Origin of the sequence: Moritella sp. (genome assembly GCF_033791185.1) — a bacterium.
Lineage (GTDB): Bacteria > Pseudomonadota > Gammaproteobacteria > Enterobacterales > Moritellaceae > Moritella.
The window spans coordinates 1-15,736 of sequence record NZ_JASJHF010000237.1 but is presented as its reverse complement, the minus strand read 5'-3'; the positions used below and the strand labels follow the sequence as shown (position 1 = coordinate 15,736).

At 41.5% G+C, this 15,736-nt stretch carries 14 protein-coding genes; 12 read left to right on the top strand and 2 right to left on the bottom strand.

The features are described from left to right. From QNK26_RS14035 to QNK26_RS14015, 5 genes are all read left to right on the top strand, one after another. Nucleotides 1-165 (top strand): acyl carrier protein (locus tag QNK26_RS14035; RefSeq protein WP_319224030.1); only part of this gene is annotated, 165 nt, incomplete at its 5' end. 167 nt (nt 166-332) lie between these two features. Then, nucleotides 333-1,073: a DUF1538 domain-containing protein gene (locus QNK26_RS14030; RefSeq protein WP_319224026.1), complete on the top strand. Its 741-nt coding sequence runs from the start codon at nt 333-335 to the stop codon at nt 1,071-1,073. Further along, nucleotides 1,070-1,882 (top strand): DUF1538 domain-containing protein, encoded by an 813-nt coding sequence (locus tag QNK26_RS14025; protein ID WP_319224024.1) that lies wholly within the window; start codon nt 1,070-1,072, stop codon nt 1,880-1,882. Before QNK26_RS14030 ends, QNK26_RS14025 begins: the two co-directional genes overlap by 4 nt. Before the next feature lie 57 nt (nt 1,883-1,939). Beyond that, on the top strand, nt 1,940-2,290 hold the full coding sequence (locus tag QNK26_RS14020; protein WP_319224022.1) for a P-II family nitrogen regulator: 351 nt from the start codon (nt 1,940-1,942) through the stop codon (nt 2,288-2,290). Continuing rightward, entirely contained in the window at nt 2,287-2,682 is a 396-nt protein-coding gene (locus tag QNK26_RS14015; protein ID WP_319224020.1) for a CBS domain-containing protein, read from the top strand. Before QNK26_RS14020 ends, QNK26_RS14015 begins: the two co-directional genes overlap by 4 nt. A 107-nt stretch (nt 2,683-2,789) precedes the next feature. Here the strand turns inward: QNK26_RS14015 and QNK26_RS14010 are convergent, their stop codons facing one another. Beyond that, nucleotides 2,790-4,124: a sodium-dependent transporter gene (locus tag QNK26_RS14010; protein ID WP_319224017.1), complete on the bottom strand. Its 1,335-nt coding sequence runs from the start codon at nt 4,122-4,124 to the stop codon at nt 2,790-2,792. A 531-nt stretch (nt 4,125-4,655) separates the two neighbouring features. On the opposite strand from QNK26_RS14010, the gene QNK26_RS14005 reads away from it, so the two are divergent. From QNK26_RS14005 to QNK26_RS13985, 5 genes are read left to right on the top strand one after another with little or no spacing between them, the layout of a single operon-like run. Continuing rightward, a complete protein-coding gene (locus QNK26_RS14005) occupies nt 4,656-5,729 on the top strand; it encodes a Leu/Phe/Val dehydrogenase (RefSeq protein ID WP_319224015.1) in 1,074 nt (357 codons plus the stop codon). Beyond that, a complete protein-coding gene (gene pdhA, locus QNK26_RS14000; protein WP_319224013.1) occupies nt 5,722-6,828 on the top strand; it encodes a pyruvate dehydrogenase (acetyl-transferring) E1 component subunit alpha in 1,107 nt (368 codons plus the stop codon). Before QNK26_RS14005 ends, pdhA begins: the two co-directional genes overlap by 8 nt. After that, the gene (locus QNK26_RS13995) at nt 6,825-7,802 is read left to right on the top strand and encodes an alpha-ketoacid dehydrogenase subunit beta (protein WP_319224010.1); all 978 of its coding nucleotides are present in this window, start codon (nt 6,825-6,827) and stop codon (nt 7,800-7,802) included. Before pdhA ends, QNK26_RS13995 begins: the two co-directional genes overlap by 4 nt. Then, nucleotides 7,802-8,962, top strand: a complete 1,161-nt coding sequence (locus QNK26_RS13990; protein ID WP_319224009.1) for a dihydrolipoamide acetyltransferase family protein — start codon at nt 7,802-7,804, stop codon at nt 8,960-8,962. The genes QNK26_RS13995 and QNK26_RS13990 overlap by 1 nt, the downstream gene beginning before the upstream one ends. Before the next feature lie 44 nt (nt 8,963-9,006). After that, nucleotides 9,007-12,534 carry a methylmalonyl-CoA mutase family protein gene (locus tag QNK26_RS13985; protein WP_319224007.1) on the top strand — a complete coding sequence of 1,176 codons (3,528 nt, stop codon included), beginning with the start codon at nt 9,007-9,009 and terminating at the stop codon, nt 12,532-12,534. Between the two features lie 619 nt (nt 12,535-13,153). Here the strand turns inward: QNK26_RS13985 and QNK26_RS13980 are convergent. Then, nucleotides 13,154-13,645: a prepilin-type N-terminal cleavage/methylation domain-containing protein gene (locus QNK26_RS13980; protein WP_319224004.1), complete on the bottom strand. Its 492-nt coding sequence runs from the start codon at nt 13,643-13,645 to the stop codon at nt 13,154-13,156. A 339-nt stretch (nt 13,646-13,984) separates the two neighbouring features. On the opposite strand from QNK26_RS13980, the gene hisA reads away from it, so the two are divergent. Together hisA and QNK26_RS13970 are read left to right on the top strand one after the other, a co-directional pair. Further along, entirely contained in the window at nt 13,985-14,743 is a 759-nt protein-coding gene (gene hisA, locus QNK26_RS13975) for a phosphoribosylformimino-5-aminoimidazole carboxamide ribotide isomerase (RefSeq protein WP_319224002.1), read from the top strand. Nucleotides 14,744-14,950: 207 nt separating this feature from the next. Beyond that, the coding region (locus QNK26_RS13970) for an HD-GYP domain-containing protein (protein WP_319224000.1) at nt 14,951-15,736 on the top strand (786 nt) is incomplete at its 3' end.

Sequence of the window (15,736 nt, the reverse complement as noted above, 5' to 3'; positions counted from 1 at the left end):
TCCCCCGATGAAAACTTTCACAGCTTGAATGCCGATTCATTATCTTTCGTCTATTTATCGGTAGAGCTAGAGCATTGTTTAGGAAGTGAATTACCTAAACAATGGCAGGAGTGTAGTGTTGCCGAATTAGAATTAATTTATGCGGCAGTACGCTTTAATGAGTAAAAAATTTCTCTTCTGTATTCATTAGTATTGTTATATTTCAGTTAATACATAGTTTATTTGACGTTAATCATTTACCTTTGGTGTTATATTTAGCAAGCTTGATCTAAATCAATTTCTTGGTTTTTCAGTACGCTAGTATTCGCGTTATTGATCGAATCAAGGAGGCTATATTGGTTAATACGTTTAAAACCCTGCTTAAATTTATGTTGGGAAGTATCAGGGATCTTGCTCCCATCATTGTGGTGATCTTATTCTTTCAGTTAGTGGTTATTCAACAACCGTTACCGAATGTCGGCCAGCTTCTTATTGGCGTATTATTTGTATTATTAGGGTTAACCTTCTTTATTCATGGTCTTGAACAAGGCTTGTTTCCTATTGGCGAATCAATGGCGCATGCGTTTGCGCGTAAGGGCAGCGTTGGCTGGTTATTGCTTTTTTCATTTTGTCTTGGTTTTGGCACTACGATCGCTGAACCAGCATTAATTGCGGTTGCAGCTGAAGCGGCGAGAGTCGCTTCCGGTGGTGATCTTATTGGCACTACACAAGCGGCAATGGATGCATACGCTCAAGGTTTAAGAGTGAGCGTTGCACTAAGCGTTGGTATTGCGATCTGCATCGGTGTATTACGTATTATTAAAGGCTGGCCACTGCAGTGGTTTATTATCGGCGGTTATGTGCTAGTGGTAATTATGACTATGTTTGCACCGCCTGAAATTATTGGTATTGCTTATGACTCAGGCGGTGTAACGACATCGACCATCACAGTGCCATTAGTGACAGCTCTGGGTGTTGGACTTGCTTCCTCGATTAAGGGCCGAAATCCGATGATTGATGGTTTTGGTCTTATCGCTTTAGCGTCGCTTAATCCGATGATTTTTGTCATGGCCTATGGAATGTTGATGTTATGACTTTTATTGATATGTTAAACCAAATTGGTGCGACGATTGTAACTACGTTTCATGATGTCCTGCCGATAGCGGCGATATTATTTGGTTTCCAGTTTGCCGTTATTCGTAAACCGCTGCCAAATATCGGCCGAGTACTCATGGGTTTTCTGTGGGTGTTAGTGGGTTTATCGTTGTTTTTGATTGGCCTAGAGTGGGCATTATTTCCACTTGGACGTTTGATGGCACAACAATTAACGGACCCAGGCTTCCTTGCTAGCGTGAACAATATCGAAGTCTTACCTGACACTGTTCGCGAGTTAGTTTGGACAGATTATTATTGGGTATATTTATTTGCCTTCTTTATTGGCTTTGCAACGACGATAGCGGAACCATCATTAATTGCGGTGGCGATTAAAGCCAATGAAGTTTCCGGTGGTGCTATTGGTATTTGGGGCTTACGTTTGTCTGTTGCTTTAGGTGTGGCGATTGGTATCTCACTCGGTTGTTATCGTATTGTAGTTGGCGATCCTATCCATTGGTACATCATGGCAGGTTATGTGGTGGTGGTATTACAGACCCTTGTCGCGCCTAAATTAATTATTCCTTTAGCTTATGATTCTGGTGGTGTAACAACGTCGACGGTAACCGTGCCGTTAGTTGCTGCATTAGGATTAGGATTAGCAGAAACGGTGCCGGGACGTAACCCGATTATAGATGGTTTTGGTTTGATTGCGTTTGCAAGCTTGTTTCCGATCATGTCGGTAATGGCGTATGCACAAATATCACAATGGATCAGTACTCGTGACAAAAAGTCGCAACAAACTAGCTAGCGCATGTTTACGAGTTATTACAATCACAGTTAAATTTATGAATTGTTGGAGAAGAAAATGCATTTTAAATTAATCGTCGCATTTGTAGATGGTGGTATTACTGACGGGATCATGGATGCTGCGCGCAGTGCGGGGGCGACTGGCGCTACTATTATTAATAACGCTCGAGGTGAAGGGCTTAAGCAATCGAAAACCTTCTTTGGTTTAACGCTAGAAACGCAGCGTGACGTTTTATTATTTATTGTTGAAGAACATTTAAGTCGACATATATTAGAAGAAATTAATAAAGTAGGGCGGTTCGATGAAAAGCCTGGTTCCGGTATTGCAGTACAAATCGATGTCGAAGATGCGGTTGGTGTGAATCATCAAATTAGTCAATTAACTAAAACTGTGGAGAATGAACTGTGACCAAAAATCCAATTAAAGCCGATGCTGTTATGACGCAAAATTATATTTGCATGGACGGTATGCAGACCATTCGTGAAGCGATTGATGCCATGAAAAAGAATGATGCGAAAGTGATCATTGTGAATAAGCGTGATCAACATGATGCTTATGGTATTTTGGTATTATCAGACATTGCCAAGCAAGTATTAGCTAAAGATCGCTCACCTGATCGCGTTAACATTTATGAAGTGATGGCAAAGCCAATTGTTTCAATACCGCCACAAATGGATATTCGTTATTGTGCACGCTTATTTGAGCGTTTTGGTCTATCCCATGCACCAGTGATTGAAAATGAAGACATTCTTGGTCTTATTGGTTATAAAGAATTGGTTTTACATGAATTAGATAAATAGATTTTTATTTGTATATTGCTGACAGATATAAAAATGGCGGCCTGCTAGCCGCCATTTCTTTATCTCAATTTTAACTACAAGTATTTAATGATAGTTTTAAATTACCGTTAAGATGCCAGTACTAAGATAATCAGTACAGGGCATACCACACGTACATACCAAGGCCAAATCTTCCAGAATAAACTACCTTCTAGTTCAGGGTTACCTTGCTTGATCTCGCTTAGTAGCTGATCTCGACGCCATACCCAACCCACAAGCAATGCAAACAATAACGAAAGAATGGGCTGTGCATACACAGTTGTTGCTGTGATCACTAAGCCAAACAGGTCGCCGAAGTTGAAGATGATAACGGTTGAAACTAGGGTGATAATACCGCCAATCCACCATACCACTGTACTACGCTCTTTATTTAATTCTTCGGTTGCACATGATACTGGTACTTCTAACATTGCAATTGATGATGTTAGAGCTGCAATAAGCATTAACATAAAGAATAAGATGCTGATAACAATACCCATACTACCCATGGTATCAAACATCGCCGGCAGCACCGTAAATACTAATGTATCAGAGCTTAATAGCGCCCCGGCAGCGTCATAAATCTCAATGCCGTTTTTCTGTGCCACGAACATCGCAGGTAAAATCAGCAGTCCAGCACCAAATGCTACACCAGTATCGAGTAATGCAACGTGTGCGGCTGTTTTTGGAATGTTGGTGTCTTTACTTAAGTACGAACCGTATACCATCATCGCACATACGCCCAATGATAATGAGAAGAATGCTTGACCCATAGCACTGATCACGAGCTCTGAACTGAGGTGTGAAAAGTCTGGTATCAGATACATTGCAAGCCCTTCACTCGCGCCGTCTAACGTTAAAATATACGCTGTCATTAAAGCGAATAAGATGAATAGAAGAGGCATTAAGCGAGAAGACCAGCGTTCGATGCCGTCAGTAACACCGCTTTTTACTACGCGAACGGTCATTACCATAAAGATAACCATCATCACTAGGTTACGTTCAGTACCAAACTCATTAACCCATGCTGCAGCGGTATCAAGACCGATAAGGGCAAAGAAAGGTGACAGTAATGAACCTAATAACCAACCTGCTACAATCGCGTAAAAACTTAAGATCATAGACACTGCGATCATGCCTGCAATACCGAGACCGGTTGCTGCTATTTTTTGCTTCGGCCAAATCGATTTGAGTGATTTAATTGGATTCGCTTGACCGTAACGGCCAATAGTTAACTCAGCGACTAATAATGGATAAGCGAGAATAAACACCATTAATAAGTAAACAAGTAAAAATACAGCACCACCATTACTGGCTGCTTGAGTTGGAAAACCCCATATATTACCTACACCTACAGCAGAGCCTGCTGCTGCCATGATGAAGCCAAAGCGAGATGAAAATTGTGCTCTTGAACCTGTTGCCATTATTTATTCCAACGAATTTCTTGTCGAGTTAGTGATTAATTTTCCCAGTATATTTAAGCGTTACAGTTGAGTGTAAAGCTATATGTACACTTGATGAAAATTAGATTTCATTTAGATTAGTGACAAGTAGAACAGTTTTGCCGTAATATTAGAAGCCCAGCGGGCATATATTTCATTTAATACTGCACTTACAGTTTAAAATTTAATCAATATCGATGATGTTCAGCTTATTTATTCACTTATTACTCCAAATTCAAAATATAACACCGCATTTTGGTGTTTTATTTCTCCCGTTTTATGTTCTATCTTGACGAGTCGTAGGCTTTATCATTAGCGGCTGAGCCTTAGCGACTAGCAATATACTACTTACCACAACACCTCTTTTGCTAACGATAAAGCGTTTGGTCATGGGCACTGTTGCGTATCGTGTCTATAGTTATCCATAGAGTAACCTCCTGTATACCCAATGACTTAAACTGTAATAACTGTGTGTCTTCAAGGTATTCGTAACCCAAGGTTGGAGAACCGTTCATGGCAAGCTTCATAGAATCGACAGATCTATTTGACATGGCTGAACAATATCCATTCAGCGATGTGCACTTCTGGCGTGATCCAGAAACGCAATTACAAGCCATTATCGCGATTCACAGTACCAAGTTAGGCCCTGCGATTGGTGGCTGTCGAATGATTAATTACCCCTCAACTCACGCCGCGGTTAAAGATGCCTGTTGTTTAGCGGCTGGTATGAGTTATAAAACCGCCATTAACCGACTGCCTTTTGGTGGCGGTAAAGCGGTTATCCTAAAACCAAAGAGTTTAACCGACCGTAAGGCATTATTTGCATCGTTTGGGCGGTTTGTCGAAAGTCTAAACGGTCGCTATATCACAGCAATGGACAGTGGTACCACTATTGCCGATATGGATGTGATCGCCAGCCAAACTAAGCATGTTATGTGCACAACCACAGCGGGATTAGCCTCGGGCGATCCATCCCCACATACCGCAAAAGGTGTTTATTACGGAATAAAAGCGGCGGTGAAGTTTAAACTGCAGCAAGAATCACTTGCTGGTTTGCATATTGCTATTCAAGGGGTGGGTAATGTTGGTTACGCGTTAGCGAAGCTATTGCACCATGATGGCGTTAAGTTAACTGTTGCCGATCCAAACCTGCAGGCAACGCAGCGGTTGGTTAATGAATTCGGTGCCAATGTTGTTGCTGGTGATGAGCTTTATGCGGTCAATTGTGATGTTTTTTCACCGTGCGCCTTAGGCCAAGTGATTAATGCCCATTCTATCGGCCAATTAAATACCTCGATCATTGCTGGTTCGGCCAATAATCAATTACAAAGTGGCAGTATGACGGAATTACTAGCTGCGAGAGATATTTTATATGCGCCTGATTACGTTATAAATTCAGGAGGTATATTACAAATATCCTACCTTAACAAACCAGATGTAGTACAGCATAAACTGGCGGCTTTGTATGACACATTATTGGATATATTTACCCAAGCAGAGCAGCAAAATAGCTCGACAGTGGATGTTGCTAATAGCTTAGCTGAGAAGATACTGAGCAGACCATTTACCGGAGCGGATTATGACTAAACACACTGGACATACTGAACATACATTCCACATTGGTTATACCCAATATCTTGATGAAAAAGGCCTATTGTCAGAATCGTTAAAATACTTTTCTGTTGCTGGTGTGAGTAGCGAATTGTTGGTTGAATTTTATCGTTGGATGTTATTTACCCGCACTTTTGATTGTAAAGCAATTGCGCTGCAACGGACTGGTCGTCTTGGAACTTATGCCTCTTGTCTGGGCCAAGAGGCGGTAGGAGCGGCAATTGGTAAAGCGATGCGCGAAGAAGATGTGTTTATTCAAGCTTATCGAGAAACCGCTGCGGGACTTATTCGCGGGGTAAAACCGGAAGAGATCTTGATGTATTGGGGTGGTGATGAACGTGGCATGGACTATCAGGGACCACGACAAGATATGCCTTGTACAATACCGATTGCCAGCCAATGTTGTCATGCTGTCGGTATCAGTTATGCCATGAAATTAAGGAAAGAACCACGTGTTGCTGTGGTTGTTTGTGGTGATGGGGCGACATCAAAAGGTGATTTTTACGAATCCGTTAATGCTGCTGGTGTATGGCAGTTACCCCTAGTATTTATTATAAATAATAATCAATGGGCTATTTCTTTACCGCGCGATGAACAGTCGAGTTGTGCAACACTAGCGCAAAAGGCCATTGCCGGTGGCGTCAGTTGTGAACAAGTCGATGGTAACGATGTTATTGCTTGTTATATAAAGATTAAAGAAGCTATCGAAAGAGCCAGAAATGGGGATGGTCCGCATTTGATTGAGACGATTTCTTATCGTTTATCTGATCATACCACGGCTGATGATGCTTCTCGTTATCGTAATGAAGAGGATGTCGGGGAGGCTTGGCAGAAAGAACCCATGACTCGGCTACGAACGTTACTCATGAGTGAATTGCTTATTGATAAAGCAGGTATAGAACAGCTAGAAAAAGAGTGCTGTGATGAAATTGACGCCGCGGTGGCGCGTTACCTTGCTATTCAACCCGCATCGCCAACCACCATGTTTGAGTATTTGTACGAAACCTTACCCGATCATTATTTAGACCAGTTAGAGCAAGTTCGTAACACGATCTTACAGGAAGGTGAAAAATGAAGGACATGACACTCATTGATGCAGTCAATAATGCCTTGTTTGATGCAATGACTGAAGATCAAAATATTATCGTACTTGGCGAGGATGTTGGTGCTAATGGTGGTGTTTTCCGTGCGACAGAAGGATTACAGTCAGAGTTTGGTCGTGAGCGCGTTATTGATACACCGTTAGCCGAGTCACTCATTAGCGGTATGGCTATAGGTCTCGCCGCGCAGGGCATGAAACCCGTTGTCGAAATCCAGTTTATGGGTTTTATTTATGCTGCATTCGATCAATTTTTATGTCATGCCGGGCGAATGCGTAACCGTACTCGTGGCCGTTTAACCTGCCCTATGGTATTACGTGCCCCCTATGGTGGTGGTATTCATGCTCCTGAGCATCACAGTGAAAGTACCGAAGCTATCTTTGCTCATATTCCCGGAATTCGAGTGGTTATTCCATCTTCTCCTGGGCGGGCTTATGGGTTATTGCTTGCTGCTATTCGAGACCCCGATCCTGTGGTTTTTTTAGAGCCGAAGCGTATTTATCGATTACAAACTGAATCCGTCGACAATAATGGCAAAGCATTACCGTTAGATGTGTGCTTTACCCTGCGAGAAGGTTCGGATGTGACCTTAATCAGTTGGGGGGCAATGTTATATGAAACCCTGCAAGCCGCAGATCAACTAGCCGAACGTAATATATCTGCTGAAGTTATTGATCTTGCTTCCATTAAACCGATAGATAAAACCACGATATTAAGCTCGGTAGCCAAAACCGGACGCTGTGTGATTATCTCTGAAGCGCCACGAAGTGGTGGGGTCGCCTCAGAAATTGCCGCCATTATTGCTGAAGAAGGACTAATGACGTTGTTGGCACCCGTCATGAGAGTGAGCGGTTATGACACTATAATGCCTTTGGCTAAAATGGAAAAATATTATATGCCAAGCGTGAAACAAATTATTACCACTGTTGATAAAGTCATGGAGTTCTGATGCATATTTTCAAATTACCTGATTTAGGGGAAGGTTTACCCGATGCTGAAATTGTTGAATGGTTCATTAAACCTGGTGATGTGGTGGCGGCAGACCAATTAATGGTGTCGATGGAAACGGCAAAAGCAATTGTTGAGATCCCGTGTCCTGAGTCCGCTACGGTGGTTAAATTGTATGGGCAAAGCGGTGATATTATCCATACCGGTGACCCGCTGGTGGAGTTCTCAGAAGAGGGGGCGGTATTACCGACTAAAGCAGACAGAAAATCCCAACCTGAACCAGTTAAAGCGTCGACCTCAGTAGTTGGTGAATTACATACATCTGAAGGCAAGTTAAAAGAGACGGCACAATCGGTATCCGGTAGCAGTATTGGCGTGAAAGCAACGCCGGCAGTACGAGCTCTCGCCCATAGATATAATATTGATTTAAGTATTGTCACTCCCTCTGGTGCACACAGTACTATTACTGCGGCAGACGTAGAGCGTGTAGTCAAAATATTTGCTGACGTGGGAGAGTTAGTTCCCTTGAAAGGCGTTCGTCGCAGTATGGCAAAAGCCATGACGCAAGCGCATGTTGAAGTCGTGCCTGTCACCATTCATGATGACGCTAATATTACAGCTTGGTTTGCACAGGGCGATATTACGGTTAGGCTCGTCCGCGCAATGGCACTGGCTTGCGAGGCCGAACCGAGTTTAAACGCTTGGTATGATAGCCACGCCATTGGTCGTCGGATCATTAAACCCATGCATTTAGGTTTAGCTGTCGACACGCAAGATGGTTTATTTGTCCCGGTTATCCGCGATGCTCAAAGCTACACGCCACAAGAGCTGCGCGATAAAATTAATACCCTAAAAGAATTGGTATCACAGCGAAAAATAGCCGCTGACGATTTACGTGGTAATACCATCACCTTATCTAACTTTGGCAGTATGGTGGGTAAATATGCCAATCCGATTGTGATACCACCGACTGTCGCCATCCTCGGTACTGGAAGTTTATTTCAGCAACTGGCCTACGTTAAGAAGGGGGATCATCAGTCCGGCATTGTGGAACATACCTTACTACCCCTGTCGTTAACGTTTGACCATAGATCGATTACAGGTGGCGAAGCTGCTCGATTCTTAGCTGTGCTGATGACTGATTTGGCTTTGGATAGTTAGCAATATTTGATTAAGTGGTAATACCTTAAATGGAGTGAAGAGTGATGAAAATGACTTCAACCAAGTATCCCTTGCGAATACTAACAGCGACCTGTTTGTTTGACGGTCATGATGCGGCCATTAATATTGTTCGGCGGCTACTGCAAGCGCGAGGAGTTGAAGTCATACATTTAGGTATTAATCGTTCAGTGCATGATGTGGTGACCGCTGCATTGCAAGAAGATGTTGATGCGATTGCCATGAGTTCCTATCAGGGCGGACATAATGCTTATTTTAGTTACTTATTGTCAAGTCTCGCTGACGTTGGCGCTAAACCAGCAATATTTGTAGGAGGCGGTGCAACGATTACCTCTGATGAAGCCAGAGATCTCGAGGGACAAGGCGTGTCAAGGGTTTATACCAGTGCTGATCCGCTGAGTTTAGACGAGATGATTAGTGACTTATTACAGCGTTTAATCGCGGTTAAACCCAAAAGTAAAGCCCAATTTAATGTTAAAAACTCGGCGGGCGAGCCTGCATCTGAGTTGTTTTTGGGGCAATTAATTACGGCTATTGAGCAAAGTAAGTTAACCAGTCCAACTAAGGCTTCCCTCTCTTCAGTATCAAAATTAAACGCGGTATCAGACTCAAAAAAATCGCTGGTGATAGGGATCACAGGGACGGGGGGAGCAGGGAAAAGTACCTTTAGTGATGAGTTATTACGGGCGTTATTACAGCTTTATCCAGCTATCAAGATTGCGTATTTGGCAGTGGACCCAAGCTGGCAGAAAACCGGTGGTGCCTTGTTAGGTGATCGTATTCGCATTAATACCTTACCGCATGACCGATTATTTATGCGTTCTATTGCCACCCGACAAGCCAATGTGTCTGTCAGCCAAGCATTACAAACTTGCGTACCTATGTTAATCAAGCAAGGTTTTGACTTGGTATTAATTGAAACGGCGGGTATTGGACAAAATGATAGCGCTATTGTTGAGATGGTCGATTTCAGTCTTTATCTGATGACCAAGGATTATGGTGCCAGTAGTCAATTAGAAAAAATAGAGATGTTACAATTTGCCGATGCAGTGGTATTGAATAAAGCGGATCAACAAGGCAGTGAAGATGCGTTTAATGATGTTCAGCAGCAATGGCGTTTCAACCAACAGGACCATCAGCATTCTGACGATGAACCCCCGATCTTCCCTATGGTAGCAAGCCACTATCATGATCATGGTTTTGATCGTTTTATCGCATTTTTGATCACTAAGCTGCCTTTTAGCCCACAGGCAGATTTATACTCGTATTACCAACAAATATTAACCACTTACCCTCGTTATGATTGGTCGTTAACAGCAAGTAAATTACAGTTACAAAATCCGGGTTACTTAACCGTGATTTATAATCATTATGCAGATCTAACTGATCAAAACCAGCAACAAATAGAACAAGTGCGGGAGCTACATAGCTGTTATCAAATGTTAAGCGACCTCGGTGATCCTTGTTTACCCACTAAATTAGCGCGCTATCCACAAGCAGATGTAGATAACGAGTTAGACAGCCATAGTTTCTTGGTTACAGATGCATCATTAAAAGTCCTATTACGTCCACTACGGCTGCGCTACAACAAACTGCTTGCTCAGATCTCTGTGCCACTCAGGCAGGCATTACTTGCTTGGTTTAGAGACGATGAAGAGTTAGCCCTGAAGCGAATTGAGGAGGGCGTTGATAGCATCGCTTCTCAGCAATCGTATGGCGAACATCGAGACCATTTTGTGAGTTTAAGTGGTAGCGTGGTCCCCCATATAGCCAAACCAAACGAACAGCATTGGGATAACATAACCGCTTTTCTGCTTAATGAAAATTGTCCTGGCCAGTTTCCTTATACCGCAGGCGTTTTTCCGACAAAGCATAATGATGAAGATCCAACGCGCATGTTTGCCGGAGAAGGGTTACCAGAAGATACCAATAAACGTTTTCATTATTTAATTAAAGGTCAAAAGTCGATTCGATTGTCGACGGCATTCGATCCGAATACCCTCTATGGACATGACCCAGCCATAAGCCCCGATGTATTCGCTTGTATTGGTATGTCTGGTGTATCGATTGCGACACTTGATGATATGAAAGTACTGTATTCCGGTATCGATCTTTGCGACGCGGGTACGTCGGTATCGATGACCATTAATGGCCCTGCACCCATATTGATGGCTTGGTTTTTACATACCGCCATTGATCAGCAAGTCGAGTTATATTTAACGCAAGCTAAGTTGTGGGGTAAAGCCAACAAAGTCATTAAAGCGTATTTATCAGATTGTAATATTACTGCGAAACAACGACCTGTTTATCGTGGTGAACTACCGCAAGGGCATGACGGTTTAGGGCTTAAGTTACTTGGTATATCAGGGCAGATGTTAATGACTGACTTACTTGGATTGGAGGAGGGATATACAGCCTTGAAAACCGCCACTTACAATCAGCTGAGAGGAACATTACAAGCTGATATTTTAAAAGAGGAAATTGCCCAGAACGAATGTATTTTCTCACTGGATTTCGCACTAAAATTAATGGCAGATATGCAAGGCTATTTTAGTACCAACGCAATTGCAAAATTTTATCCTGTTTCAGTGAGTGGTTATCACATTGGTGAAGCGGGGGCTAATCCAATCACTCAACTGGCGTTTACACTCGCCAACGGCTTTACCTTATTGGAGTATTATTTGGCGCAAGGCTTAGAAATTAACGATGTTGCACCCAGACTGAGTTTCTTTTTTAGTAATGGCATGGATCCTGAGTATGCAGTGATAGGCCGGGTTGCTCGGCGAATATGGGCGCGAACATTAAAATCGGTATATAAAGCTAATGAACGTAGCCAAAAATTGAAGTATCACATCCAAACCTCTGGACGTAGCTTACAGTCACAAGAAATTGACCTGAATGATATTAGAACCAGTTTGCAAGCTATTTACGCACTTTGTGATAACTGCAATAGCTTACATACCAATGCCTATGATGAAACGATTACTACACCAACGGAGAACTCGGTTTATCGTGCGCTCTCGATCCAATCTATTATTAACCGAGAGTTTGGACTGCTTAAAAATCAAAACCCGTTACAAGGCAGCTACGTCATTGAACAGCTAACGGACCTTGTTGAGCAAGCCGTGTATGGTGAATTTAATCGTTTAGCCCGTCGTGGTGGGGTTTTAGGGGCGATTGAAACCGGTTATCAACGTACGCAGATACAACAGCAAAGTATGTATTATGAGAAATTAAAAAGTACCGCAAAGCTTGATATGGTTGGTGTTAATTGCATGGCTAGAGAAGAAGATAAACATGGCACAGTTAAATTGACTGATAAGCAGTTGGTTCGTTGCAGCGATATTAAAAAAAGGCAGCAAATAGAGGGAGTGTTACAGTTTAAGCAGCAAAATAAGTCACAGGGTGAAATGTCATTGATGGCAATGAATGCCACACTATTATCAGATAATAATAGCTTTTCTGCACTGATGCATGCCGCGCCTTTTGCAAGTCTATCTCAATTGACTGATGTGTTGTATGCCATCGGGGGTAAATATCGCCGTAATATGTAGAAGTCATTTTGATAAATGCACACTAAACATTTTTATTAACCTTAGTGCATTGTCTACTTTGTCTACATTGTTTGCTTGATTATGTGATGGGTTTCAAATGAAAGCTTGTGTTATGGTTTTTTTATGTTACATTGGTCACATCTTCTGACAAAGAAGAAATAAAAATGCTCAAAGGATGAGTCCGTTAAACCGCCTCCAAGGAACCGAGATCAACTGGGCCATGTGGTTCAATTTTTGATTATGATTTAGAAGGTGAGACCTATGAAAAATTCAGTACCTGCAACTCCTGTTTTCGGTGATTTATATAATACAAAATTTACTTACCCAAGACATTTAGGTTACTAATTTCTAGGAATTCAAAATTTAACGCCATCTATTTATAGATGGCGTTTTAGTTTCTGCAGTATTATTATTCCAACTATCCAACTATCCAACTATCCAACTATCCAACACTTAATTATCCATACGCGACTTAATACCGATATGGCTATACAAGTCGTTGACCAATACAGATGGAATCTTGTAGCGAATATCCCCGCATCAGTATATATACGGTAATTCTTGGTTATCAATAAGCTATCGATATCGATAGCTTATTGATATGTTAGTCAGTTAGCTGTTAACAGCCGGTCATATGGCTAGTAAAATAAAGACTCCCATTTTCGCTGTCATTGGCGACGCCAACATAGCAATTACTGTTTTGTATCTCTTCAGTCGTCGTAAAGTCGATAGATAGGTAAACAGTTGAATCAGCATGTGGTCTACCAGCATCAAGTGGCTCCACAATATGAAGTGATGTTGTCATGGCTTTTCTTAAGTTATCGGGCGTCATGACTATATTACCTTTAACTGTCTCTATACTGTTTGCTGAAGTGAACGTCGAATTACCACCTGTAGCAATAGCTCCGCTGCTCTTTTCAATACCTTGTATTGCGGCTTTACTGTAAATAATATTGTTTGCTGATAATATCGCACCTTCAACGCCTTTTAAGGTGGATATTCGAGCATCACTTTGTAAGTTAATGAACTTGGGTACAGCTGTTGCGGCTAAAATCCCTAAAATAATGATGACAATCACCAATTCAATTAAGGTAAACCCGTCGTGTTTCATTGTTATATCCTAGCTATTTATTATGTGGTAGAAATTTGAGTGCGCGATTATCACCGTTGCCACTACTTAATGACTAGGTCGTTTACACTTTATTACACTAGTTAACCTAAGCTGTTGTATTGTTATATATCGAGTGTGAGACATATTGCAGCATAATGTAGCTGTATTGATGGTGTGCGATTATAGTTATCGATAATGAAAATACGGATAGTGAAAAATAACAAAGTCGAGAGTGAAATTGCAGTATAATTTGTGGTTATACTGTAAACCAAAATTTATCGGTAATGTGGTTCATGATCAGGAATTGATCGTTTAGTCTTTAAACAGAGGAGTGTTGTTTTGACTCAGTTTCGTCCTTGTATTGATTTACACCAAGGTAAAGTAAAGCAAATCGTTGGTGGTAGCTTGAATGATCAAGGTGCTGCGACTAATTTTATTAGCCAATATGATGCAGCCTATTACGCAAGTATTTATCGTCAGCACGACTTACGTGGTGGGCATGTCATTGCGTTAGGTCCAAATAATGAAAGCGAAGTTTTAAAAGCATTAACGGCATGGCCGCAAGCTTTACAATTTGGTGGCGGCGTTAATTTAACTAATGCTGCGAAATACATTGAGGCGGGCGCATCGCATGTCATTGTCACCTCATATTTATTTGATGGCGATGAATTTAGCTGGGAAAAGTTAGCGCAGTTAAAAGCATTAATCGGCAAAGAACATCTAATTTTAGATTTAAGCTGCAGAAAAACAGCACAAGGCTGGAATATTGCGACTAATCGTTGGCAAACAGTCACAACTACCGTTATTAATGCCGAAACATTAGATCAACTTGCTCAGCATTGCGCTGAGTTTTTGATTCACGCAGCTGATGTAGAAGGCTTACAAAATGGTATCGATCAAGAATTGGTAACGTTATTAGGCCAGCATTGCTCTATTCCAGTGACTTACGCTGGGGGGGCTCGCAGCATTGCTGACTTAGCATTGGTTGAAGATTTATCAAATGGTAAAGTCGACTTAACCATCGGCAGTGCATTGGATATATTCGGCGGCGCTGGTATTACTCTGCAGCAATGTATTGACTGGAATCTCGCTCACTGAGTGTTATAGAGAGAATAGGTTGTATAATTAGTTGCTTATATAGCCTATTAGCAATACATCAGAATGATAATATCTAATCAATGTGAGAATGAATCTGTGATGAAAATCAATATTGAAAGTTATTTTTTTATTCACACCGTATAAACATCTTTTAAATAATCCAGTGTTCTACTAAAATGCCGCTTCTGTTTTGTTTATTGGTTTCTTATGAGTGGAATTAAAGTATCTGTTGATCGTATCCAAATCGGTAATTATATAAAGTTACCTTTGGGTTGGTGCGATCATCCTTTCATGTTCAATAATTTCAAAATTGAATCTCAAGAACAACTTTTACTTATCCGTAAACTTGGTGTTTCACACGTGACTGTATATCCACAACGTAGTGACACTGGTTTACTGCCGCCACAAGTAGCGAATGCCAACTCAACCACGTTATCTTCTGATATCTCTACTATTGAGTTAGAAAAAATGCGACGTGAACTCTGGGAATCGAAGCAGAATCGAATTGAAAAATTAAAAAGCCATCGCCGAAAGATAACTAAGACAGAAAAAAATTTCAACTCTGCAGTTGTTCAGGTTCGTTCAGTGATGAGTAAACTGTCTAGTCGTCCACTTAATGCTATTGATGAGGCTGCTCAACTCGTCGGTAATATGGTCGACTCGCTGTTACAAGAAGAGCATATCGTTTTACATTTAATGGGTGAAACAAAAGAAAATGAAAACATCTATTATCATTCGTTGAACGTCTCTGTGCTGGCAATGCTGTTGGCAAAAATGAAAAAATTAGATGCAGATGAAATCAAAACCATTGGCATGGGTGCCTTATTCCATGATATGGGTAAGTTAAAGATCCCTGCACAGATATTACGTAAAAAAACGGCATTAACGAATGCCGAGCAAAACTTCTTAAACCTTCACCCTAAATATGGTTTAGACATAGTTAACTTGGTTGATACATTTCCTGAGGATGCTAAAACGATTATCTTTCAGCAT

What these genes read in the sequence shown, in the direction of transcription:
- QNK26_RS13985 (WP_319224007.1), top strand. Translation starts at nt 9,007, where the DNA reads ATGAAAATGACTTCAACCAAGTATCCCTTGCGAATACTAACAGCGACC.
- QNK26_RS13995 (WP_319224010.1), top strand. Translation starts at nt 6,825, where the DNA reads ATGAAGGACATGACACTCATTGATGCAGTCAATAATGCCTTGTTTGAT.
- QNK26_RS14025 (WP_319224024.1), top strand. Translation starts at nt 1,070, where the DNA reads ATGACTTTTATTGATATGTTAAACCAAATTGGTGCGACGATTGTAACT.
- QNK26_RS13980 (WP_319224004.1), bottom strand. Translation starts at nt 13,645, where the DNA reads ATGAAACACGACGGGTTTACCTTAATTGAATTGGTGATTGTCATCATT.
- QNK26_RS14020 (WP_319224022.1), top strand. Translation starts at nt 1,940, where the DNA reads ATGCATTTTAAATTAATCGTCGCATTTGTAGATGGTGGTATTACTGAC.
- QNK26_RS13990 (WP_319224009.1), top strand. Translation starts at nt 7,802, where the DNA reads ATGCATATTTTCAAATTACCTGATTTAGGGGAAGGTTTACCCGATGCT.
- QNK26_RS14010 (WP_319224017.1), bottom strand. Translation starts at nt 4,124, where the DNA reads ATGGCAACAGGTTCAAGAGCACAATTTTCATCTCGCTTTGGCTTCATC.
- QNK26_RS14005 (WP_319224015.1), top strand. Translation starts at nt 4,656, where the DNA reads ATGGCAAGCTTCATAGAATCGACAGATCTATTTGACATGGCTGAACAA.
- pdhA (WP_319224013.1), top strand. Translation starts at nt 5,722, where the DNA reads ATGACTAAACACACTGGACATACTGAACATACATTCCACATTGGTTAT.